Consider the following 16,070-nt stretch of genomic DNA (forward strand, 5'->3'; position numbering starts at 1 on the left):
CTCTTCGCCCAGCCGGTGCTGGCCCAGGACACGATGCCGCCCGCGCCCTACGCCTATCGCCAGCTCGAGGATCCGGCGCAGGAGGCCGAGGCACAGGCGCTCATGGAAACGCTGCGCTGCCTCAAGTGTCAGAGCCAGTCGATCGCCGATTCCGACGCCAGCATGGCCGGCGACATGCGCAACCAGGTCCGTCTGCGCATCAAGGCGGGCGAGGACCCCGAGGCGATCCGCACCTGGCTGGTCGATCGCTACGGCGAATACGTCAGCTACAAGCCCGAGCTGACCGCGCTGACCTGGCCGCTGTTTGCCGCGCCGCTGGCGCTTCTGGTCATCGCTCTGCTGCTGGTGCGGCGGCGGTTCCGGCGGGCGCGCACTTTGCCGGGGGGTGAAGGCTGATGGGCTGGTTCGTCGTCATCGGTCTCGCCGCGGTCGCCTTCGCGATCATGGCATTCGCGATCCGGCTGCCGCGTGGCGGGCGGGAATTCGCTGCCGCCGCCTTCATGCTCGGGCTGGCCGGCTATGCCCTGCAAGGCAGCCCGTGGGAGGCTGGCTCGCCCACCGAACCGCGCGAAACCGAGGAGCAGGGCCAGGCCGCGATGATCGAGGCGCGCAAGGCGATGGGCAACCAGTACGGCGCAGGGGTCAGCGACCTGATCACCGCCGATGCCTTCATGCGCGCCGGGCAATTCGGCGCGGCGGCCACGCTGCTGCGCGGGGCGACGCATCGCAATCCCAACGATCCCGATGTCTGGGTCGCGCTCGGCAATGCGCTGGTCGCCCATTCCAGCGGGATCATCACGCCCGCCGCGACCTTCGCCTTCGACCGTGCCGCGGCGATCGCGCCCGATCATCCCGGTCCGCCGTTCTTCAAGGGGCTGGCGCTGGCCCAGTCGGGCGAGTTCGAGGAAGGCCGCGCGATCTGGCAAGGCTTGCTCGACCGCCCCGGCGATCCGCAGGAGCCGTGGCGGCAGGATCTGGTGATCCGCCTCCAACGGCTCGATCAGATCATCGCCATGACTCGCGGCGCCGCCCCCGGCCCGAACTCCGGAGCGAACCCCGGCCCCAACCTCGGCGCGGCGATGCCGTCCGGCCCGGTGCCGGTGGAACAGGACGCGCCCGCTGCGTCGCCGGTCGCATCGCCATCTGCCTCCGCTTCGCCCGAAACGTCCTCTCCGACGACGGATCGTGCCGTCCCGTGACGCCCGCGCGGCTTTTCTTGCAGGTGCGAAAAGAGGCTGCTAATCGCACCCCCCTTATGGCCGGCGTCATCGATGCGGGCTTCGCAAGGGGCAGTTTCCGGCGATGAGTCAGGCAGCAAACGGCGACGACTCGCGAACAAGCGCCAAGGTGAAGCTGGCCGCGGGCGCGATCGGTATCGTCTTCGGCGACATCGGCACCAGCCCGCTTTACGCGTTTCGCGAAACCTTCGTCGGGCCGCATCCGCTGGCGCTGGACCGGCTGCACATCCTCGGCGTGGTCAGCCTGATCTTCTGGTCGATGACGCTGGTCGTCGCGATCCAGTACGTCACCATCCTGATGCGCGCCGACAACAAGGGGCAGGGCGGCAGCCTGGCTCTGCTGGCGCTGATCTCGCGCCACATCGGCCGGTCGCGGTATGGCTGGATAACGGTCATGCTGGGCGTACTGGCGACCTCGTTGTTCTATGGCGATTCGATGATCACGCCGGCGATCTCGGTGCTTTCGGCGGTCGAAGGCCTGACCGTCGTCGAACAGCGGTTCGAGGTCTGGGTCATCCCCATCGCGCTGGCGCTGCTGATCTTCCTGTTCCTGTTGCAACGGCGCGGCACGGCCAAGGTCGGCGCGCTGTTCGCACCGGTGATGATCACCTACTTCATCGTGCTCGCGGTGCTCGGCACGATCCAGATCTTCTACAACCCGGGCGTGCTGGTGGCGCTGAACCCGTGGTACGCGCTGCAGTTCTTCATGGTCGACAGGTGGCTGGCGTTCCTCGCGCTCGGTTCGGTCGTGCTGGCGGTCACGGGGGCCGAAGCGCTTTATGCCGACATGGGCCACTTCGGGCGCGGGCCGCTGCGCCTTTCATGGTTCAGCTTCGTCATGCCCGCCCTGCTGCTCAACTATTTCGGGCAGGCCGCGATGGTCACCAGCCTGACCGGGGCCGAGGCGGCGGAAGCGATCAAGAACCCGTTCTTCATCATGGCGCCCGACATGTTCCGCCTGCCGCTCGTCATCCTTGCCATGGCGGCGACCTTCATCGCCAGCCAGGCCGTGATCTCGGGCGCGTTCTCGGTCACCCACCAGGCGATGCAGCTGGGGTTCCTGCCGCGCCTGTCGATCCTTCACACCAGCGAGACAGAGGCGGGGCAGATCTACATCCCGTTCATCAACTGGGCGCTGCTGGTTTCGGTCGTCCTGCTGGTCCTCACGTTCGAGAACTCGTCGAACCTTGCCAGCGCCTACGGCATCGCGGTGACCGGCGCGATGCTGATCGACACCTGCCTCATGGCGGTGTTGCTCTTGGCGGTGTGGAAGTGGAAGTGGTTCTTCGCGGTGCCGGTGATCGCGCTCTTCGCCATCGTCGACGGCGCCTACTTCTTCGCCAACGCGACCAAGATTCCCGACGGCGGCTGGTTCCCGCTGCTGGTCGGCGCGGTCGCCTTCACGCTGCTGACCACCTGGGCCAAGGGCCGACGCCTGATGCGCGAGCGGATGACCGAGATCGCGCTGCCGATCGAGATCTTCGCCAAGAGCGCGGCCAATTCGGCGACCCGCGTCCCCGGCACGGCGATCTTCATGGCATCGAGCACGGCGGGCGTCCCCTCGGCGCTGCTCCACAACATCAAGCACAACAAGGTGCTTCACGAACGCGTCGTGGTGCTGACGGTGGCGATCGCCGAAGTCCCCTATGTCGACCAGAGCCAGCGCGTCGAGATCGAGGACCTGGGTGACGGGTTCTACCGCATGGTGCTGAACTACGGCTTCATGCAGGAAACCGACGTGCCAGCCGCGCTGAAAGCGGTGGACCACTGCGGTGGCATGTTCGACATGATGCAGACCAGCTTCTTCCTGTCGCGCCAGACGCTGCTGCCCAGCGAAAAGCCGGCGATGATGCTGTGGCGCGAAAAGATCTTCAGCTGGATGCTGCGCAACGCGGCCACGGCGATGGAATTCTTCCGCCTGCCCACCAACCGCGTCGTCGAACTGGGCTCGCAGGTCAGGATCTGAGCGGAGGCCGCGGCGCGGTCAGACCAGAACCAGCAACCCCGCGGCGAGGCCGACCTGAACCGCGGCGATCAGTTGCAGCAGGGTCGAGAACGGCTCCTTGCGCGTCTTGTGGCGAAACGCGTGGCGGCCCGCGAAAGCGCCCGGACTGCCGCCGATTGCGGCCAGCAACAGCAGGTCACGCTCGGCAATCCGACGATGCCCGGCCACCGCCTGCCGCTTGTCATGGCGAAAGGCGGCAAGCGTCCAGAGGTTCACCGCAACGAGATAGAGCGCGACAGGCATCAGCATCGCCCCGCCCATCCCATGCCGCGGGTTAAGATGGGATTTTCGCCGAATGCGAAAAGGGGCGCGCCCGCCGGGCACGCCCCTGTCGCCGATTGCGGAAACGTCAGCCCAGGTTCGCGCTGACCATCGCCCACATCATCGGCAGCGACAGCAGCGTGTTGGTGCGGCTTGCGATCAGCGCGCGGTGCCCGGCGGCGGCCTTCGCCTCGTCGCTGGCGGGCACGATGCCGAGGATCTTCTTCTGCGATGGCCAGATGATGAACCAGACGTTGAACGCCATGATCAGCGCGATCCACATGCCGATGCCGATCAGCGCCACCGCGCCTTCGCCCGTAAAGGTCAGCGCCTCTATCATGTAGCCGTTGACCATCGCGATGAAGAGCCCGGTCAGCACCGTCAGCAAGGCGCCATAGCGGAAAAAGAACAGAACCTTGGGCGCGATGTGCCCGGTGATCGCCCCCTTCTGTTCGGCGGGGATGGCCGGCATCGTCGGCACCTGCACGAAGTTCAGGTAGTAGAGCAGGCCGATCCAGACCACGCCGAAGAACAGGTGCAGCCAGCGCATCACGGTGTTGAGGTCGATCGGCGCCGCCGGTGCGAAAGCCACCATCAGCGCCACCGCCAGAACGAGGCCGATGACCAGCACGAGATGCAGGTTGCCGAAAAGTTTTGCCATGAGTCGTTCCCCCTGACGGCACTTCCACCGTCCCGGCGCGACCCTGGGCCGATAGCTTCACCAAATTTGCCGCCTTGTCACGATCCCGTCATGGATAATCCCCGGCCGGTCATGGTCAATCCAAGGCGCCGCGGCGCGGGCCGTCAGGCGGGCGGATGCTCGGTGACGGCCTCGTCCTTCTCGTCCTTGCCCAGTCCTTCGCGCAGCATCATCGGCAACTGGGTAAAGGTGAACAGGAACGAGAGCGGAAGGAAGACCCAGAGCTTGGCGGCCAGCCACGATTCGAAGCTCAGCACCTGGCGCAGCACTTCGTTGAGCCCGGCCAGCGCCACGAAATAGAAGCCCCAGTTGCGCGACAGGACCAGCCAGCCGCGATCGGACAGCCCTTCGAACGCGGCGTCGAGCAGGTATTTGAGCAGCGCCTTGCCCCGCCAGTATCCGGCCAGCAGCGCCACCGCGAAGACGACGTAGATAATCGTCGGTTTGACCTGCACGAAGACCGGGTCTTGAAACAAAATGGTGAGGCCGCCGAAGAACACGATCAGCGCGGTCGAGAGCATGAGCATCGGGGTGACGTGCCCCAGCTTCCACTTCGATACCGCCACCGCCACCAGCGCGGCAACGATGAAAGCGCCGGTGCCTTTCACCATGGCCAGAACCTGGCCGACGGCATCGCCGTCCACCGCCGGGCTGTAAGCCTTGTAGACGCCGAAGAAGACCAGCAGCGGTCCGTAGTCGATGGCGATGTTGAGCCAGCCGCTCTTCTTCTTCGCGGGGCTTTGTGCGTCGGGTCCGGTCGGTTCGGTCATCAGGCCACTCCCGCGATCACGCGCGCCACAAGGTCGGGGTCGAAGGGGCGCAGGTCGTCTATCTTCTCGCCCACGCCGATGGCATGGATGGGAAGACCGTACTGCTCCGCCGCCGCCACCAGCACGCCGCCGCGCGCCGTGCCGTCGAGCTTGGTCATGACCAGCCCGGTGACGCCCGCGACTTCCTTGAACACGTCTATCTGCTGCAAGGCGTTCTGCCCGTTGGTAGCGTCGAGCACCAGCACCACGTCGTGCGGCGCTTCGGGATTGAGGCGGCCCAGCACCTTCCGGATCTTGGTCAGCTCGTCCATCAGTTCGCGCTTGTTCTGCAGGCGGCCCGCGGTGTCGACAATCAGCGCATCGATGCCCGTGGCGGTCGCGGCCTTGACCCCGTCGAACACCACGCTCGCCGGATCGCCGCCTTCGGGCCCGGTGACGATCGGCACGCCCAGCCGGTCGGCCCAGACCTTGAGCTGGCCGATCGCGGCGGCGCGGAAGGTGTCGCCGGCGGCGAGCATCACGGCGTAGTCGTCCTCCTGGAACAGGTGGGCGAGCTTGGCGATCGTCGTCGTCTTGCCGCTGCCGTTGACGCCGATGACCAGCACGACGTGCGGGCGGGGGAAGGCGGTAACTTCGAGCGGTTTGGCCACGGGGCGCAGGATCTCGGCGATCTCCTCGGCCACGGCTTCCTGCACGGCGCGCTCGTCCGCTCCGCTGGCGAAGCGGCGCTGGGCCAGCGCATCGCGGATGCGCATCGCCGCCCGCGGGCCGAGGTCCGACATGATGAGCGCGTCTTCCAGCTCGTCGAGCTGGTCTTCGGTCAGTTTCGTCGACCCGCCCCCCAGGGAGACGATGCCGCCGGAAAGGTTGCCGGTCAGCTTCTCGCTCGTCTTGCGGAATCCGCCGAAAAGCCGGTCCGACCAGCTTTCGCTCATGCCTGTTCTCCGATGATGAGGCCGTCCTCGACGCGCGCGGCGCGAAGGGGGACGATGGCGCCGCCGCGCATGCCGGGGGGCAGACGGACGGGCGCGAAGTGGGGGGCGTGGCCGGTGCCGTCGTTTTCGGCCAGGACGTCGAGGGGCTGGCCAATGAGCGAGCCGAGCCAACGGGCGCGGGTATCGGCGACGGCGGCGCGAAGTTCGGCGGCGCGCCGCATGATGGTGGCGTGATCCAGCTGCGGCATCCGCGCGGCGGGGGTGCCGGGACGGGGGCTGAACGGAAAGACGTGGCCGTGCACCACCGCGCAGTCGCGCACGATGGCGAAGTTGGCGCGGTGCATCGCCTCGTCCTCGGTCGGGAAACCGGCGATGAGATCGGCGCCGACCGCGATGTCGGCACGGCGCGCCTTCAGCCGCGCGACGAGCGCGATCGCCTGCGCGGCGGTGTGGCGGCGCTTCATCCGCTTGAGGATCAAGTCGTGGCCGTGCTGCAGCGAGAGGTGGACGTGCGGCATGACCCGCGCCTCGCCCGCCAACAGATCCTCCAGCAGCGGATCGATCTCCGCCCCGTCGATCGAGGAAAGCCGCAGCCGGGGCAGGGCGGGAAAGGCGCGCAGCACCTCGGCGACGAGCGTGCCCAGCGCGGGCGCGCCCGGCAGGTCGTGGCCCCAGCTGGTCACGTCGACGCCGGTCAGCACCACTTCGCGGCAGCCTTCGGCCAGGTGCAGTTCGATTTCGCCGAGCACTTGTGGCACGGTCAGCGAGCGGCTTTGCCCGCGCCCCTGCGGGATGACGCAGAACGTGCAGGCATGGTCGCAGCCGTTCTGCACCGCGACGAAACCGCGGGTGCGGGGCGTGGCGGCGGTGCTGCTGCCCTGGTGCATCTTCAAAGGAGGCAGGGCGGCGGCATTGTGTCCCGCGCCCCAGCTTGCCGGGGCCAGCTTGTCGGCGTTCGCGACGATCGTGTCGACTTCGGGCATCGCGGCCAGCGCCTCGCGCTCGATGTCGGCGGCACAGCCGGTCACCAGCAGGCGCGCGTCGGGCCGGCGGCGGCGCAGGCGGCGGATGGTGCGCCGCGTCTGGCGCACCGCCTCCTCGGTCACTGCGCAGGAGTTGACGACGACCATGTCGCCGCGCCCGTCCAGCATGGCGCGGATGCGGTCGCTTTCCGCCGCGTTGAGGCGGCAACCCAGGGTAATGACTTCGGGTGCGTTCGTCGCGGGCGAGGGGGCGTCAGGCGCGGCAGCGAGGCTCAAGCGTAATCGTCCCACTCGAACTCGCCGGTGAAGCTTACCGTTGCGGGGCCGGTCATGACGATGCGGTCGTCGCCCCTCCACGCGATCACCAGCGGCCCGCCGGGCAGGGTGACGGTGACTTCGCGGTCGACCAGCCCGCAGCGCATCGCGGCGATGGCGGTGGCACAAGCGCCGGTGCCGCAGGCCCGCGTCAGCCCCGCGCCGCGTTCCCAGACGCGCAGGTCGATCGCGCCGCGCCCGGTTACGGTCGCGACATTGACGTTGACGCGTTCGGGAAACAGCGGGTCGTGTTCGATCTGCGGGCCGATTTCGGCTAGCGGGATGGCGTGGGTGTCGGGCACGAAGAACACCGCATGCGGGTTGCCGACATTCACCGCCACGGGATTTTCGAGCGTCAGCTCGCTTCCGTCCGCCAGGATTACCGGGTAGCCGACCGGCATGGCGAGCGTGTCGACCGGATAGGCCAGCGGGATCCGGTCCCACTCGAAGCGGGGCACGCCCATGTCCACGGCCACGCCGCGCGGATCGGGCCGCGCGACGATGGTGCCGCCCAGCGTTTCCAGCGCGACCTCGCCGCCGATCAGCAGGCCGACCGCGCGGGTGGCGTTGCCGCAGGCCTCGACCTCTCCGCCATCGGCGTTGAAGATGCGCATGCGCCAGTCGGCGGCGGTGCTCGGCTCGATCGCGATCAGCTGGTCGCAGCCGATGCCGGTATGCCGATCGGCCAGCGCGGCGACCGCGGCGCGCGTCAGCGGCGGCAGCGCCTGCGCACGCGCGTCCAGCACGACGAAGTCGTTGCCCAGGCCATGCATCTTGGTGAAAGCGATGCGCATGGCAGCGCATCTATGCACCCGCCGCCTCCGCGTCCAGTGTCGCTTGGGTTCCGGCGCGGATCAGACGCCCGCGACGCGCACTTCCTCCAGCGTGGAGAGTGCTACCGCATTGCGCCGGTCGGCCGCCAGCCTGGCCTCACTGCGCAGGCGCGCGCGCACCTGTTCGGCGGTCTCGGGCCTGCCGTAAAAATAGCCCTGCCCCTTGAACGAACCGATGCGCAGCAGCGAATCGCGCAGGGTCTCGTTCTCGATCCCTTCCGCCGTGACCGGAAGGTTCATGCCTTCGCCGATCGCGGCGATGGTCGAGATGACCGAGGCGGTATCCTCGCTGCGGGCGAGGCGGGAGACGAAGGCGCGGTCGATCTTGATCCGGTCGAACGGCAGGGCGCGCAGCTGCGCCAGCGTGGCGATGCCGACGCCGAAATCGTCGAGACTGACCGTGACGCCCTGGTTCTTCAGGCTGATGACGAGCGAACGGACGAGGCCGATGTTCTCGTTGAGGCACATCTCGGTGATCTCGATCTCCAGCCGCTCGGGCGGGAAGTTGGCCTCCGCCATCAGCTTGAGCAGGCGCTGGGCGAACCACGGGTCGCGCATCTGGACGGGCGAGATGTTGACCGCCAGGGTCAACCGCGGATCCCAGTCGCGCGCATCGCGCAGGGCCTGGGCGATGACGCATTCCGAAAGATCGGAAATGACGCCGAGCTCCTCCGCCACCGGAATGAAACGGTCCGGGCCGACAAGACCGAACTGCGGGCTCTGCCAGCGGGCCAGCATTTCGAACCCGGTCAGCTCGCCGGTTTCGACGTCGACCTGCTGCTCGTAGAAGGGGACGAATTCGCCGCGCGCGATGCCGGCCAGGATCCCGTTCTCCAGCTCGGCGCGAGAGCGCAGCTCCTGCTCCATCCTGGGTTCGAACCAGTCGTAGCGGTTCCGCCCGTTCTTCTTGGCATGGTACATCGCCATGTCGGCCATGTGCAACAGGTCCTCGGACGGCTTGGCGCTGTCTTCGGCAAGCCCGCTGGAGCAGGCGATGCCGACGGAAATGCTGATCGCCAGCTGCCCGCCCGCGACGTCGAAGGGCTGGCGCGCCTTGGCGATGATGTCGCGGGCGATGCGGTCGATGGTCGATACGTCGCGCCGGTCGTAGGGAATGGCGCAGGCGAATTCGTCGCCGCCCAGCCGCGCCAGCTGTGACCGCGCCGGCAGGACGGAGCGCACCCGTTCCGCCAGCGTCGTGAGCAGCAAGTCGCCGGCGCGGTGGCCGTTGAGGTCGTTGATCTGCTTGAAATGGTCGAGATCGAGCATGACGAAGGCGACCGCCGCATGGCCGCTCGCGTCCTTGCGCACTTCGGCGACCAGCGCGTCGACCTCCGGCCCGATCGAGCGGCGATTGAGTGAGCCGGTCAGCGGATCGGTAAAGGCGAGGCGGCGCGCCTCCACTTCTGCGGCGCGGCGCGACCGGACTTCGCGCATCAGTTCGCTGTGGCGACGCCAGCCGAACAGGATCAGCGCGATGTTCAGCAGCAGGGCGCTGGCGAGATAGGTCGCCGGGCCTTCGCCGTGGCCTTCGAGATAGGCCATGACCCCCGGCATCGCCGCGGCGGCATGGCCGACGAACATGATCAGCGCGGCCGCGATGATGCCGATGGCGACGATGTCCCGTTCCGCCGGAAGGTTGTCCGAGACGTGCTCGGCCCCTTCGTCGAATTCGGCAACGGGCTCGGTCATCGAGGGGCGGCGTCCTTTCGTGCGACTCTCTTGTCCCGGCACACCGTGGGCCGGAACGAAGGACTGGAGTATCGCCAATGCTCTAAAGATCGGGTTAAGCGCCGGCTGCGGAACGTCCTGCGCGAAGGGCGCTTCGTCGTCCGGGGCATGCCTCGGCCGAGTGGCGAAGGCCGACGCCTTGCCTTCGCGCGCCGCGGTTGGTAAGGGCGCGTCACGGAAAAGCGGTGCCACGTGTGCCGAAGGTCCGTGCATTCACAGGTCCGTGCGGGATTGGCACGCGCTGGTCGGCGAGGTTTCGCCCACCGGCGTTTTTCGCTTTTCCCGTTCGGTATCAGGGTTTTGGCGTCGATCCGTTGGCGCGCAAGAGGAGACAACGATGTTCGCCAGGACACGCCATGTTTGACTCGCTGTCGGACCGGCTCGGCAACGTCTTCGATTCGCTGCGCGGTCGCGGGGCGCTGAAGGAAGACGACGTTCGCGCCGCGATGCGCGAAGTGCGGATCGCGCTGCTCGAGGCCGATGTCGCGCTGCCGGTCGTGCGCCGCTTCATCGACCGGGTGACCGAGGCCGCCGTCGGCCAGGAAGTGCTGCGTTCGGTGACGCCGGGCCAGCAGGTCGTCAAGATCGTCAACGACGCGCTGGTCGAGATGCTGGGCGGCGAGGACGGGGTCGCACAGGCGAAGCTCGACCTCGACGCAAAGCCGCCGGTCGTGGTGATGATGGTCGGCCTGCAGGGTTCGGGCAAGACGACGACGACCGCCAAGCTGGCCAAGCGTCTGAAGGAGACCGAGGGGCGGAAGGTCATGATGGCCTCGCTCGACGTCAACCGCCCCGCGGCGCAGGAACAGCTCGCCGTGCTGGGCGAACAGGCGGGCGTCGCCACTCTGCCGATCGTTGCGGGCCAGCAGCCGGTCGACATCGCCAACCGCGCGATCCAGGCCGCGAAGCTGCAGAGCTTCGACGTGCTGATGCTCGACACCGCGGGCCGGCTGCACGTCGACGAGGCGCTGATGGCCGAGATGAAGGCGGTGGCCGCCGTCTCGGCGCCCAAGGAAGTGCTGCTGGTCGTCGATTCGCTGACCGGCCAGGACGCGGTCAACGTCGCGCAGAGCTTTACCGGCGAAGTGCCGCTGACCGGCGTGGTGCTGACCCGCATGGACGGCGATGCGCGCGGCGGTGCGGCGCTGTCGATGCGCGCCGTCACCGGCAAGCCGATCAAGTTTGCCGGCACCGGCGAAAAGCTCGACGCGATCGAGCCCTTCGTGCCCAGCCGCGTCGCCAACCGCATCCTCGGCATGGGCGACATCGTCTCGATGGTCGAGAAGGCGGCGCAGACGGTCAAGGAAGAGGACGCCGAACGCCTCGCCAAGCGCATGGCGGCGGGCAAGTTCGACCTCGACGACCTGCGCATGCAGTTGCAGCAGATGACCAAGATGGGCGGACTTGGCGCCATCGCGGGCATGATGCCGGGCATGAAGAAGGCGAAGGCCGCGATGGCCGCGTCGGGCATGGACGACCGGGTGCTGCTGCGCATGGACGCGATCATCTCTTCGATGACGCCCAAGGAACGCGCGCACCCCGAACTGCTCAACGCCAAGCGCAAGAAGCGCGTCGCGGCGGGCAGTGGCACGCAGGTCCAGGACGTCAACAAGGTGCTGAAGATGCACCAGGAAATGGCCAAGGCCATGAAGCAGATCAAGAAGATGGGCGGGCTGAAGGGCCTGGGCGCCCTGTTTGGCAAGGGCGGACTCGATGCCGCCATGCCGGGGCTGGGCGGCATGGGTGGCGGCATGCCCGGATTGGGCGGCGGTCAGGGCGGGCTTCCGCCGGATCTCGCCAACCTGCTCAACAAGAAGTGATTTTTTGAAGTATCCGTAACGATTTCTGGTTCAAGAAGAAGGTAACAGGAAAATGGCAGTTTCGATCCGTCTGTCGCGCGGTGGCGCTAAGAAGCGTCCCTATTATCGCATCGTCGTCGCCGATGCGCGCAGCCCGCGCGACGGCAACTATCTCGAGCAGATCGGCACCTACAACCCGCTGCTCGCCAAGGGTGACGAGAACCGCGTCAAGCTGACCGAGGACCGCGCCCGCTACTGGCTGGGCGTCGGCGCGCAGCCGACCGATCGCGTCGCCCGCTTCCTCGATGCCGCCGGCATCAAGGAGCGCGCCGTTCGCAACAACCCCAAGAAGGCCGAGCCGGGCGACAAGGCCAAGGAGCGCGCCGAGGAGAAGGCCGAGAAGCTGCGCGAAGCCGAGGAAGCCAAGAAGGCTGCCGAGGCCGAGGCCAACGCCCCCGCCGTCGAAGAAGCGACCGAGGAAGCCGCTGCCGAGGAAGCTCCGGCCGAAGCCACCACCGAAGAACAGGCCGAGGGCTGATTCTTCGTGGCTGACCGCACCGTCACGCTCGCCGCCATCACCGGCGCGCACGGCGTGACGGGCGAGGTCCGCCTCAAACTGTTCGGCGAAGGCGTGGCGTCCCTCAAGGGATTCCGCGCCTTCCTCGTTCCGGGGTGGGACGGTCCGCTGACCCTGCAGTCGATCCGCGACGACGGCAAGGGCGGCGCGATCGCCCGCTTTGCCGAAGTGGCGGACCGCAACGGGGCAGAGGCCTTGCGAGGTTCCCTGCTCACTGTCCCGCGCGGCGAACTGCCTCCGCTGGAAGAGGGCGAATACTACCACGCCGATCTCATCGGCCTCGCCGCCGTCAGCGAGGACGGCATCCCGCTCGGCACGGTCATCGGGGTCGAGAATTTCGGCGCGGGCGACGTGATCGAGATCGAGCGGCCAGAGGGTAGCAAGCCGCGCACGTTCATGGTGCCGATGCACGAAAACGCGGTCACCGGCTGGGACGCGGAGCGCCTCACCGTCACTGCGGATTTCGCCAACCCCGAAGCCTGACTGCCGCTCAGCGGCGCAGAGGGCGCTTTTCCGCCAGAAGGTTGCGGATCTTCGTACTGGCGACGCCTGCCTGGCCCATCGCGTGGCTGATCTGATCCAGCCCGACCACCACGTCGCCCGCCGCGAACAGGCCCGGCACGCTGGTCTGCAAGTGATCGTCGACCTTGATGCAGCCCTCGTCGCTCACTTCGGCCCCGGCCATCACCGCAAGATCCGAACGCACCCGGCTGCCCAGCGCGGGATAGACGCTGTCGAATGCCATTCGCCCCTCCGCCGTGTCGAACGCCAGCCGGTCGCCTTCGATTGCAAAGCCGCCGCACGGGCCGGCGACGCGCCGTACTCCCGCCTCGTCCAGCTTGGCCCGGCATTGCGGGTCGAGATCGTGCCCTCCATCGGGCGCAACCAGCGTCAGGTCGGCGGTGAAGCCGCGCAGGAACAGCGCCTCTGCCGTGCCGTGCGTGCCGGTGCCGATGATCGCGACCCGCCTGTCGGTGACTTCGTAGCCGTCGCAGACCGGGCAATAGCGCAGCAGGCCGCGGGCCAGCGCCTCGTCGTGCGTGACGTCGTCCAGAGCCTTTGGCCGGTGATTGATGACGCCGGTCGCCATCAGCACGGTGCGCGCGCGATAGGTGCCCGTATCCGTGCGAACGACGAAGCAGTCGTCCTCCTTCGCCAGACGATCGACACGCTTCTCCTCACGCAGCGCACCGTATCGCGCCGCCTGTTCGCGCATTCGGCGAAGCAGTTCGGTGCCGGCGATGCCTTCGGGATAGCCGGCATGGTTGTGAGTGCACGGGATCATCGCCGCGCGGCTCGACCCGCAATCGAACAGGCGAATGGCGAGGTGATAGCGGGCGAGATAGATCGCGGCGGTAAGCCCGGCGGGCCCGGCGCCGATGATGATGGTGTCGTCGATGGCGTCGCTCATGCGGGGCGTAACGCACGGGATGGAATTTCGGTGCCCGTCACGCTAACGCGCCCCCGATGATCTTTGCCGCAACCGTCCTGACTCTATACCCGGAGATGTTTCCCGGGCCGCTCGGCGTCAGCCTCGCCGGTCGGGCGCTGGAGGCGGGGACCTGGCGGCTCGATACCGTGCAGATCCGCGATTTCGCCACCGACCGGCATCGCACCGTCGACGACACGCCGGCGGGCGGCGGGGCGGGGATGGTGCTGAAGCCCGACGTGCTGGCCGCCGCAATCGACCACGCCCGCGCCGCGAAGCCCGACGCGCCGGTGCTGGCGATGACCCCGCGCGGACGTCCACTGACGCAGGCGCGGGTGCGCGAGCTGGCGGCGGGACCGGGGTTGACCATCCTGTGCGGCCGGTTCGAAGGGTTCGACGAGCGGATCTTCGCAGGGCGCGACGTGGAGGAGGTCTGTGTTGGCGACGTCGTCCTGTCGGGCGGCGAGGTCGGCGCGCTCCTTGTTCTGGATGCTTGCATTCGCCTGCTTCCCGGCGTAATGGGCGCGGCTTCCAGCGGGGTCGAGGAGTCGTTCGAAAGCGGCCTTCTCGAATATCCGCACTATACCCGACCCGTCGAATGGGAAGGGCGCACGATCCCTGAAGTGCTGCGATCGGGGGATCATGCGAAAATCGCCGCCTGGCGCAAGGCCAGGAGCGAGGAAGACACACGGTTACGCAGGCCGGACCTTTGGGAGCGTCACGAGGGCGCTCGGGTTCAGCCTGCCTCTGGCGCGCGGCGAAAGAAGAAGGACTTGGACCAGTGAACCTGATCCAGCAGCTCGAAGCCGAAGCGATCCAGACGCTCGGCAAGGATATCCCGGAATTCCGCGCGGGCGACACCGTCCGCGTCGGCGTGCGCGTCGTCGAAGGCACGCGCGAGCGTGTGCAGAACTACGAAGGCGTGGTCATCGCCCGCTCCAACCGCGGCATGGGTTCGAACTTTACCGTTCGCAAGATCAGCTTCGGCGAAGGCGTCGAGCGCGTTTTCCCGCTCTACTCGCCCAACATCGACAATATCACCGTGGTCCGCCGCGGCGTGGTGCGTCGCGCCAAGCTCTATTACCTGCGCGGCCGCACCGGCAAGTCGGCCCGTATCGCCGAGCGCAAGACGGTCCGCGAGCAGGCCTGAGCGCCGACACGCAGGCTAACCTGACAAGAAGGGCGGTTCCTGCGGGAGCCGCCCTTTTCGTTGGTGGCCGACACTTGCTGTCGGCGCTGGGGCCGGTGGCGGTCGGTTGCGGCTGCAACCGCCTTGCCGCGATCCGCTGTGGCAACGGCTATCGCGCCGCGACGACAAGGCTTGCACCGCTGCCAGCCACGGCCTAACCGGCTTGCCTCAAAGTTACCAAGCACAGGACCTGCCGCCATGGCGAACGCCGCCGAGACCATCGAATTCCGCGAGATCGCGCACCCCGCACCGGCTTCGGACGAGGTTCGGTCGGCGGTACTCGCCAATCCGGGTTTCGGCACGCAGTTCACCGATCACATGGTCTCGATCGAGTGGGCCGAGAGCGAGGGCTGGCACAACGCCACCGTCGGCCCGCTCCAGCCGATCCCGCTGCATCCGGCGAGCGCGGTGCTCCACTACGCCCAGGAAATCTTCGAAGGGCTGAAGGCCTATCGCCACCCCGACGGGTCGACCGCGCTGTTCCGGCCCGAGGCGAATGCCCGCCGCTTCAACGATTCGGCCGACCGGCTGGCCATGCCCAACCTTCCCGAAAACCTGTTCATCGCCGCGATCGAGGCGCTGCTGGCCAAAGACGGCGCGTGGATTCCCGAAGGGGCAGGGGCCTCTCTCTATCTGCGGCCCTTCATGTTCGCGGACGAGGTGTTCCTAGGCGTCCGCCCGGCCAAGCGCTACCGCTTCGTCGTGATCGCCTCGCCCGCGGGCAACTACTTCAAGTCCGGCGCCCCGGCGGTCTCGATCTGGGTTTCGAGCGACTACACCCGCGCCGCGCCCGGCGGCACCGGGGCAGCCAAGTGCGGCGGCAACTATGCCTCCAGCCTCGTGCCCCAGGCCGAGGCGATCGAGCGCGGCTTCGACCAGGTCGTCTTCCTCGACGCGGTCGAGAAGAAGTGGGTCGAGGAACTGGGCGGCATGAACATCTTCTTCGTCTTCGACGACGGCAAGGTGATCACCCCTGAACTGACCGGCACGATCCTGCCCGGCATCACCCGCAACAGCCTGATCGCGCTGCTGCGCGAGGAGGGGCTCGACGTCGTCGAGGGCCGCTATTCGATAGAGCAGTGGGAGGCGGACGCGAAGAGCGGAAAGCTCGTCGAATGCTTCGCCTGCGGCACCGCGGCGGTCGTCACACCGGTCGGCCGGGTGGCCGGTCGCGATCTCGACTTTACCATCGGCAGCGGCGGACCGGGACAGATCACCGGCAAGGTCAAGGCGACGCTCACCGCGATCCAGCGCGGCGAGATGGCCGACACCCACGGCTGGGTCCGCAGGCTCGGCTGAACCCCC

Annotated in this window: 17 protein-coding genes; 9 read left to right on the forward strand and 8 right to left on the reverse strand. The window is 67.7% G+C overall.

The window, feature by feature from the left end:
- Nucleotides 1–33 precede the first annotated feature (33 nt).
- The 3 genes from J2X37_RS02420 (at nucleotide 34) to J2X37_RS02430 (ending at nucleotide 3,204) form a co-directional block, all read left to right on the forward strand.
- Nucleotides 34–396, forward strand: a complete 363-nt coding sequence (locus J2X37_RS02420; RefSeq protein ID WP_310018054.1) for a cytochrome c-type biogenesis protein — start codon at nucleotides 34–36, stop codon at nucleotides 394–396.
- On the forward strand, nucleotides 396–1,199 hold the full coding sequence (locus J2X37_RS02425) for a tetratricopeptide repeat protein (RefSeq protein ID WP_310017313.1): 804 nt from the start codon (nucleotides 396–398) through the stop codon (nucleotides 1,197–1,199). The genes J2X37_RS02420 and J2X37_RS02425 overlap by 1 nt, the downstream gene beginning before the upstream one ends.
- A 103-nt stretch (nucleotides 1,200–1,302) precedes the next feature.
- On the forward strand, nucleotides 1,303–3,204 hold the full coding sequence (locus J2X37_RS02430) for a potassium transporter Kup (protein ID WP_310017314.1): 1,902 nt from the start codon (nucleotides 1,303–1,305) through the stop codon (nucleotides 3,202–3,204).
- 18 nt (nucleotides 3,205–3,222) lie between these two features.
- Here J2X37_RS02430 and J2X37_RS02435 read toward each other — a convergent pair whose 3' ends face one another.
- The 7 genes from J2X37_RS02435 to J2X37_RS02465 form a co-directional block, all read right to left on the reverse strand.
- The gene (locus tag J2X37_RS02435; protein ID WP_310017315.1) at nucleotides 3,223–3,492 is read right to left on the reverse strand and encodes a DUF1294 domain-containing protein; all 270 of its coding nucleotides are present in this window, start codon (nucleotides 3,490–3,492) and stop codon (nucleotides 3,223–3,225) included.
- Between the two features lie 100 nt (nucleotides 3,493–3,592).
- Nucleotides 3,593–4,165, reverse strand: coding sequence for a urate hydroxylase PuuD (locus tag J2X37_RS02440; RefSeq protein ID WP_310017316.1), 573 nt, complete (start codon nucleotides 4,163–4,165; stop codon nucleotides 3,593–3,595).
- A 143-nt stretch (nucleotides 4,166–4,308) separates the two neighbouring features.
- The gene (locus tag J2X37_RS02445; protein WP_310017318.1) at nucleotides 4,309–4,974 is read right to left on the reverse strand and encodes an inner membrane-spanning protein YciB; all 666 of its coding nucleotides are present in this window, start codon (nucleotides 4,972–4,974) and stop codon (nucleotides 4,309–4,311) included.
- The gene (gene ftsY / locus J2X37_RS02450; protein ID WP_310017320.1) at nucleotides 4,974–5,909 is read right to left on the reverse strand and encodes a signal recognition particle-docking protein FtsY; all 936 of its coding nucleotides are present in this window, start codon (nucleotides 5,907–5,909) and stop codon (nucleotides 4,974–4,976) included. Before ftsY ends, J2X37_RS02445 begins: the two co-directional genes overlap by 1 nt.
- Nucleotides 5,906–7,168, reverse strand: coding sequence for a MiaB/RimO family radical SAM methylthiotransferase (locus J2X37_RS02455; protein WP_310017323.1), 1,263 nt, complete (start codon nucleotides 7,166–7,168; stop codon nucleotides 5,906–5,908). The genes ftsY and J2X37_RS02455 overlap by 4 nt, the downstream gene beginning before the upstream one ends.
- A complete protein-coding gene (gene dapF, locus J2X37_RS02460) occupies nucleotides 7,165–8,001 on the reverse strand; it encodes a diaminopimelate epimerase (RefSeq protein ID WP_310017325.1) in 837 nt (278 codons plus the stop codon). Before dapF ends, J2X37_RS02455 begins: the two co-directional genes overlap by 4 nt.
- Before the next feature lie 60 nt (nucleotides 8,002–8,061).
- On the reverse strand, nucleotides 8,062–9,732 hold the full coding sequence (locus J2X37_RS02465; RefSeq protein WP_310017333.1) for an EAL domain-containing protein: 1,671 nt from the start codon (nucleotides 9,730–9,732) through the stop codon (nucleotides 8,062–8,064).
- Nucleotides 9,733–10,127: 395 nt separating this feature from the next.
- Here J2X37_RS02465 and ffh point away from each other — a divergent pair, with 395 nt between their 5' ends.
- The 3 genes from ffh to rimM are packed head-to-tail and all read left to right on the forward strand — an operon-like array spanning nucleotide 10,128 to nucleotide 12,630.
- On the forward strand, nucleotides 10,128–11,591 hold the full coding sequence (ffh, locus tag J2X37_RS02470) for a signal recognition particle protein (RefSeq protein ID WP_310017336.1): 1,464 nt from the start codon (nucleotides 10,128–10,130) through the stop codon (nucleotides 11,589–11,591).
- A 52-nt stretch (nucleotides 11,592–11,643) separates the two neighbouring features.
- The gene (rpsP, locus tag J2X37_RS02475) at nucleotides 11,644–12,108 is read left to right on the forward strand and encodes a 30S ribosomal protein S16 (RefSeq protein ID WP_310017338.1); all 465 of its coding nucleotides are present in this window, start codon (nucleotides 11,644–11,646) and stop codon (nucleotides 12,106–12,108) included.
- 6 nt (nucleotides 12,109–12,114) lie between these two features.
- A complete protein-coding gene (gene rimM / locus J2X37_RS02480; RefSeq protein WP_310017340.1) occupies nucleotides 12,115–12,630 on the forward strand; it encodes a ribosome maturation factor RimM in 516 nt (171 codons plus the stop codon).
- A 7-nt stretch (nucleotides 12,631–12,637) separates the two neighbouring features.
- Here the strand turns inward: rimM and J2X37_RS02485 are convergent, their stop codons facing one another.
- A complete protein-coding gene (locus tag J2X37_RS02485; protein ID WP_310017342.1) occupies nucleotides 12,638–13,558 on the reverse strand; it encodes an NAD(P)/FAD-dependent oxidoreductase in 921 nt (306 codons plus the stop codon).
- Nucleotides 13,559–13,614: 56 nt separating this feature from the next.
- On the opposite strand from J2X37_RS02485, the gene trmD reads away from it, so the two are divergent.
- The 3 genes from trmD (at nucleotide 13,615) to J2X37_RS02500 (ending at nucleotide 16,064) form a co-directional block, all read left to right on the forward strand.
- Nucleotides 13,615–14,361, forward strand: coding sequence for a tRNA (guanosine(37)-N1)-methyltransferase TrmD (gene trmD / locus J2X37_RS02490; protein ID WP_310017344.1), 747 nt, complete (start codon nucleotides 13,615–13,617; stop codon nucleotides 14,359–14,361).
- Nucleotides 14,358–14,726 (forward strand): 50S ribosomal protein L19, encoded by a 369-nt coding sequence (gene rplS / locus J2X37_RS02495; RefSeq protein WP_310017346.1) that lies wholly within the window; start codon nucleotides 14,358–14,360, stop codon nucleotides 14,724–14,726. The genes trmD and rplS overlap by 4 nt, the downstream gene beginning before the upstream one ends.
- Before the next feature lie 237 nt (nucleotides 14,727–14,963).
- Nucleotides 14,964–16,064, forward strand: a complete 1,101-nt coding sequence (locus J2X37_RS02500; RefSeq protein ID WP_310017348.1) for a branched-chain amino acid aminotransferase — start codon at nucleotides 14,964–14,966, stop codon at nucleotides 16,062–16,064.
- Nucleotides 16,065–16,070: the final 6 nt, after the last annotated feature.

This window comes from Croceicoccus sp. BE223 (assembly GCF_031457155.1).
Taxonomy (GTDB): Bacteria; Pseudomonadota; Alphaproteobacteria; order Sphingomonadales; family Sphingomonadaceae; genus Croceicoccus.

Coding starts and splice junctions, on each gene's coding strand:
- J2X37_RS02430 (WP_310017314.1), top strand. CDS start 1,303: ATGAGTCAGGCAGCAAACGGCGACGACTCGCGAACAAGCGCCAAGGTG.
- J2X37_RS02420 (WP_310018054.1), top strand. CDS start 34: ATGCCGCCCGCGCCCTACGCCTATCGCCAGCTCGAGGATCCGGCGCAG.
- rpsP (WP_310017338.1), top strand. CDS start 11,644: ATGGCAGTTTCGATCCGTCTGTCGCGCGGTGGCGCTAAGAAGCGTCCC.
- trmD (WP_310017344.1), top strand. CDS start 13,615: ATGATCTTTGCCGCAACCGTCCTGACTCTATACCCGGAGATGTTTCCC.
- J2X37_RS02435 (WP_310017315.1), bottom strand. CDS start 3,492: ATGCTGATGCCTGTCGCGCTCTATCTCGTTGCGGTGAACCTCTGGACG.
- dapF (WP_310017325.1), bottom strand. CDS start 8,001: ATGCGCATCGCTTTCACCAAGATGCATGGCCTGGGCAACGACTTCGTC.
- J2X37_RS02485 (WP_310017342.1), bottom strand. CDS start 13,558: ATGAGCGACGCCATCGACGACACCATCATCATCGGCGCCGGGCCCGCC.
- J2X37_RS02445 (WP_310017318.1), bottom strand. CDS start 4,974: ATGACCGAACCGACCGGACCCGACGCACAAAGCCCCGCGAAGAAGAAG.
- J2X37_RS02465 (WP_310017333.1), bottom strand. CDS start 9,732: ATGACCGAGCCCGTTGCCGAATTCGACGAAGGGGCCGAGCACGTCTCG.
- ftsY (WP_310017320.1), bottom strand. CDS start 5,909: ATGAGCGAAAGCTGGTCGGACCGGCTTTTCGGCGGATTCCGCAAGACG.
- J2X37_RS02425 (WP_310017313.1), top strand. CDS start 396: ATGGGCTGGTTCGTCGTCATCGGTCTCGCCGCGGTCGCCTTCGCGATC.
- J2X37_RS02500 (WP_310017348.1), top strand. CDS start 14,964: ATGGCGAACGCCGCCGAGACCATCGAATTCCGCGAGATCGCGCACCCC.
- J2X37_RS02440 (WP_310017316.1), bottom strand. CDS start 4,165: ATGGCAAAACTTTTCGGCAACCTGCATCTCGTGCTGGTCATCGGCCTC.
- ffh (WP_310017336.1), top strand. CDS start 10,128: ATGTTTGACTCGCTGTCGGACCGGCTCGGCAACGTCTTCGATTCGCTG.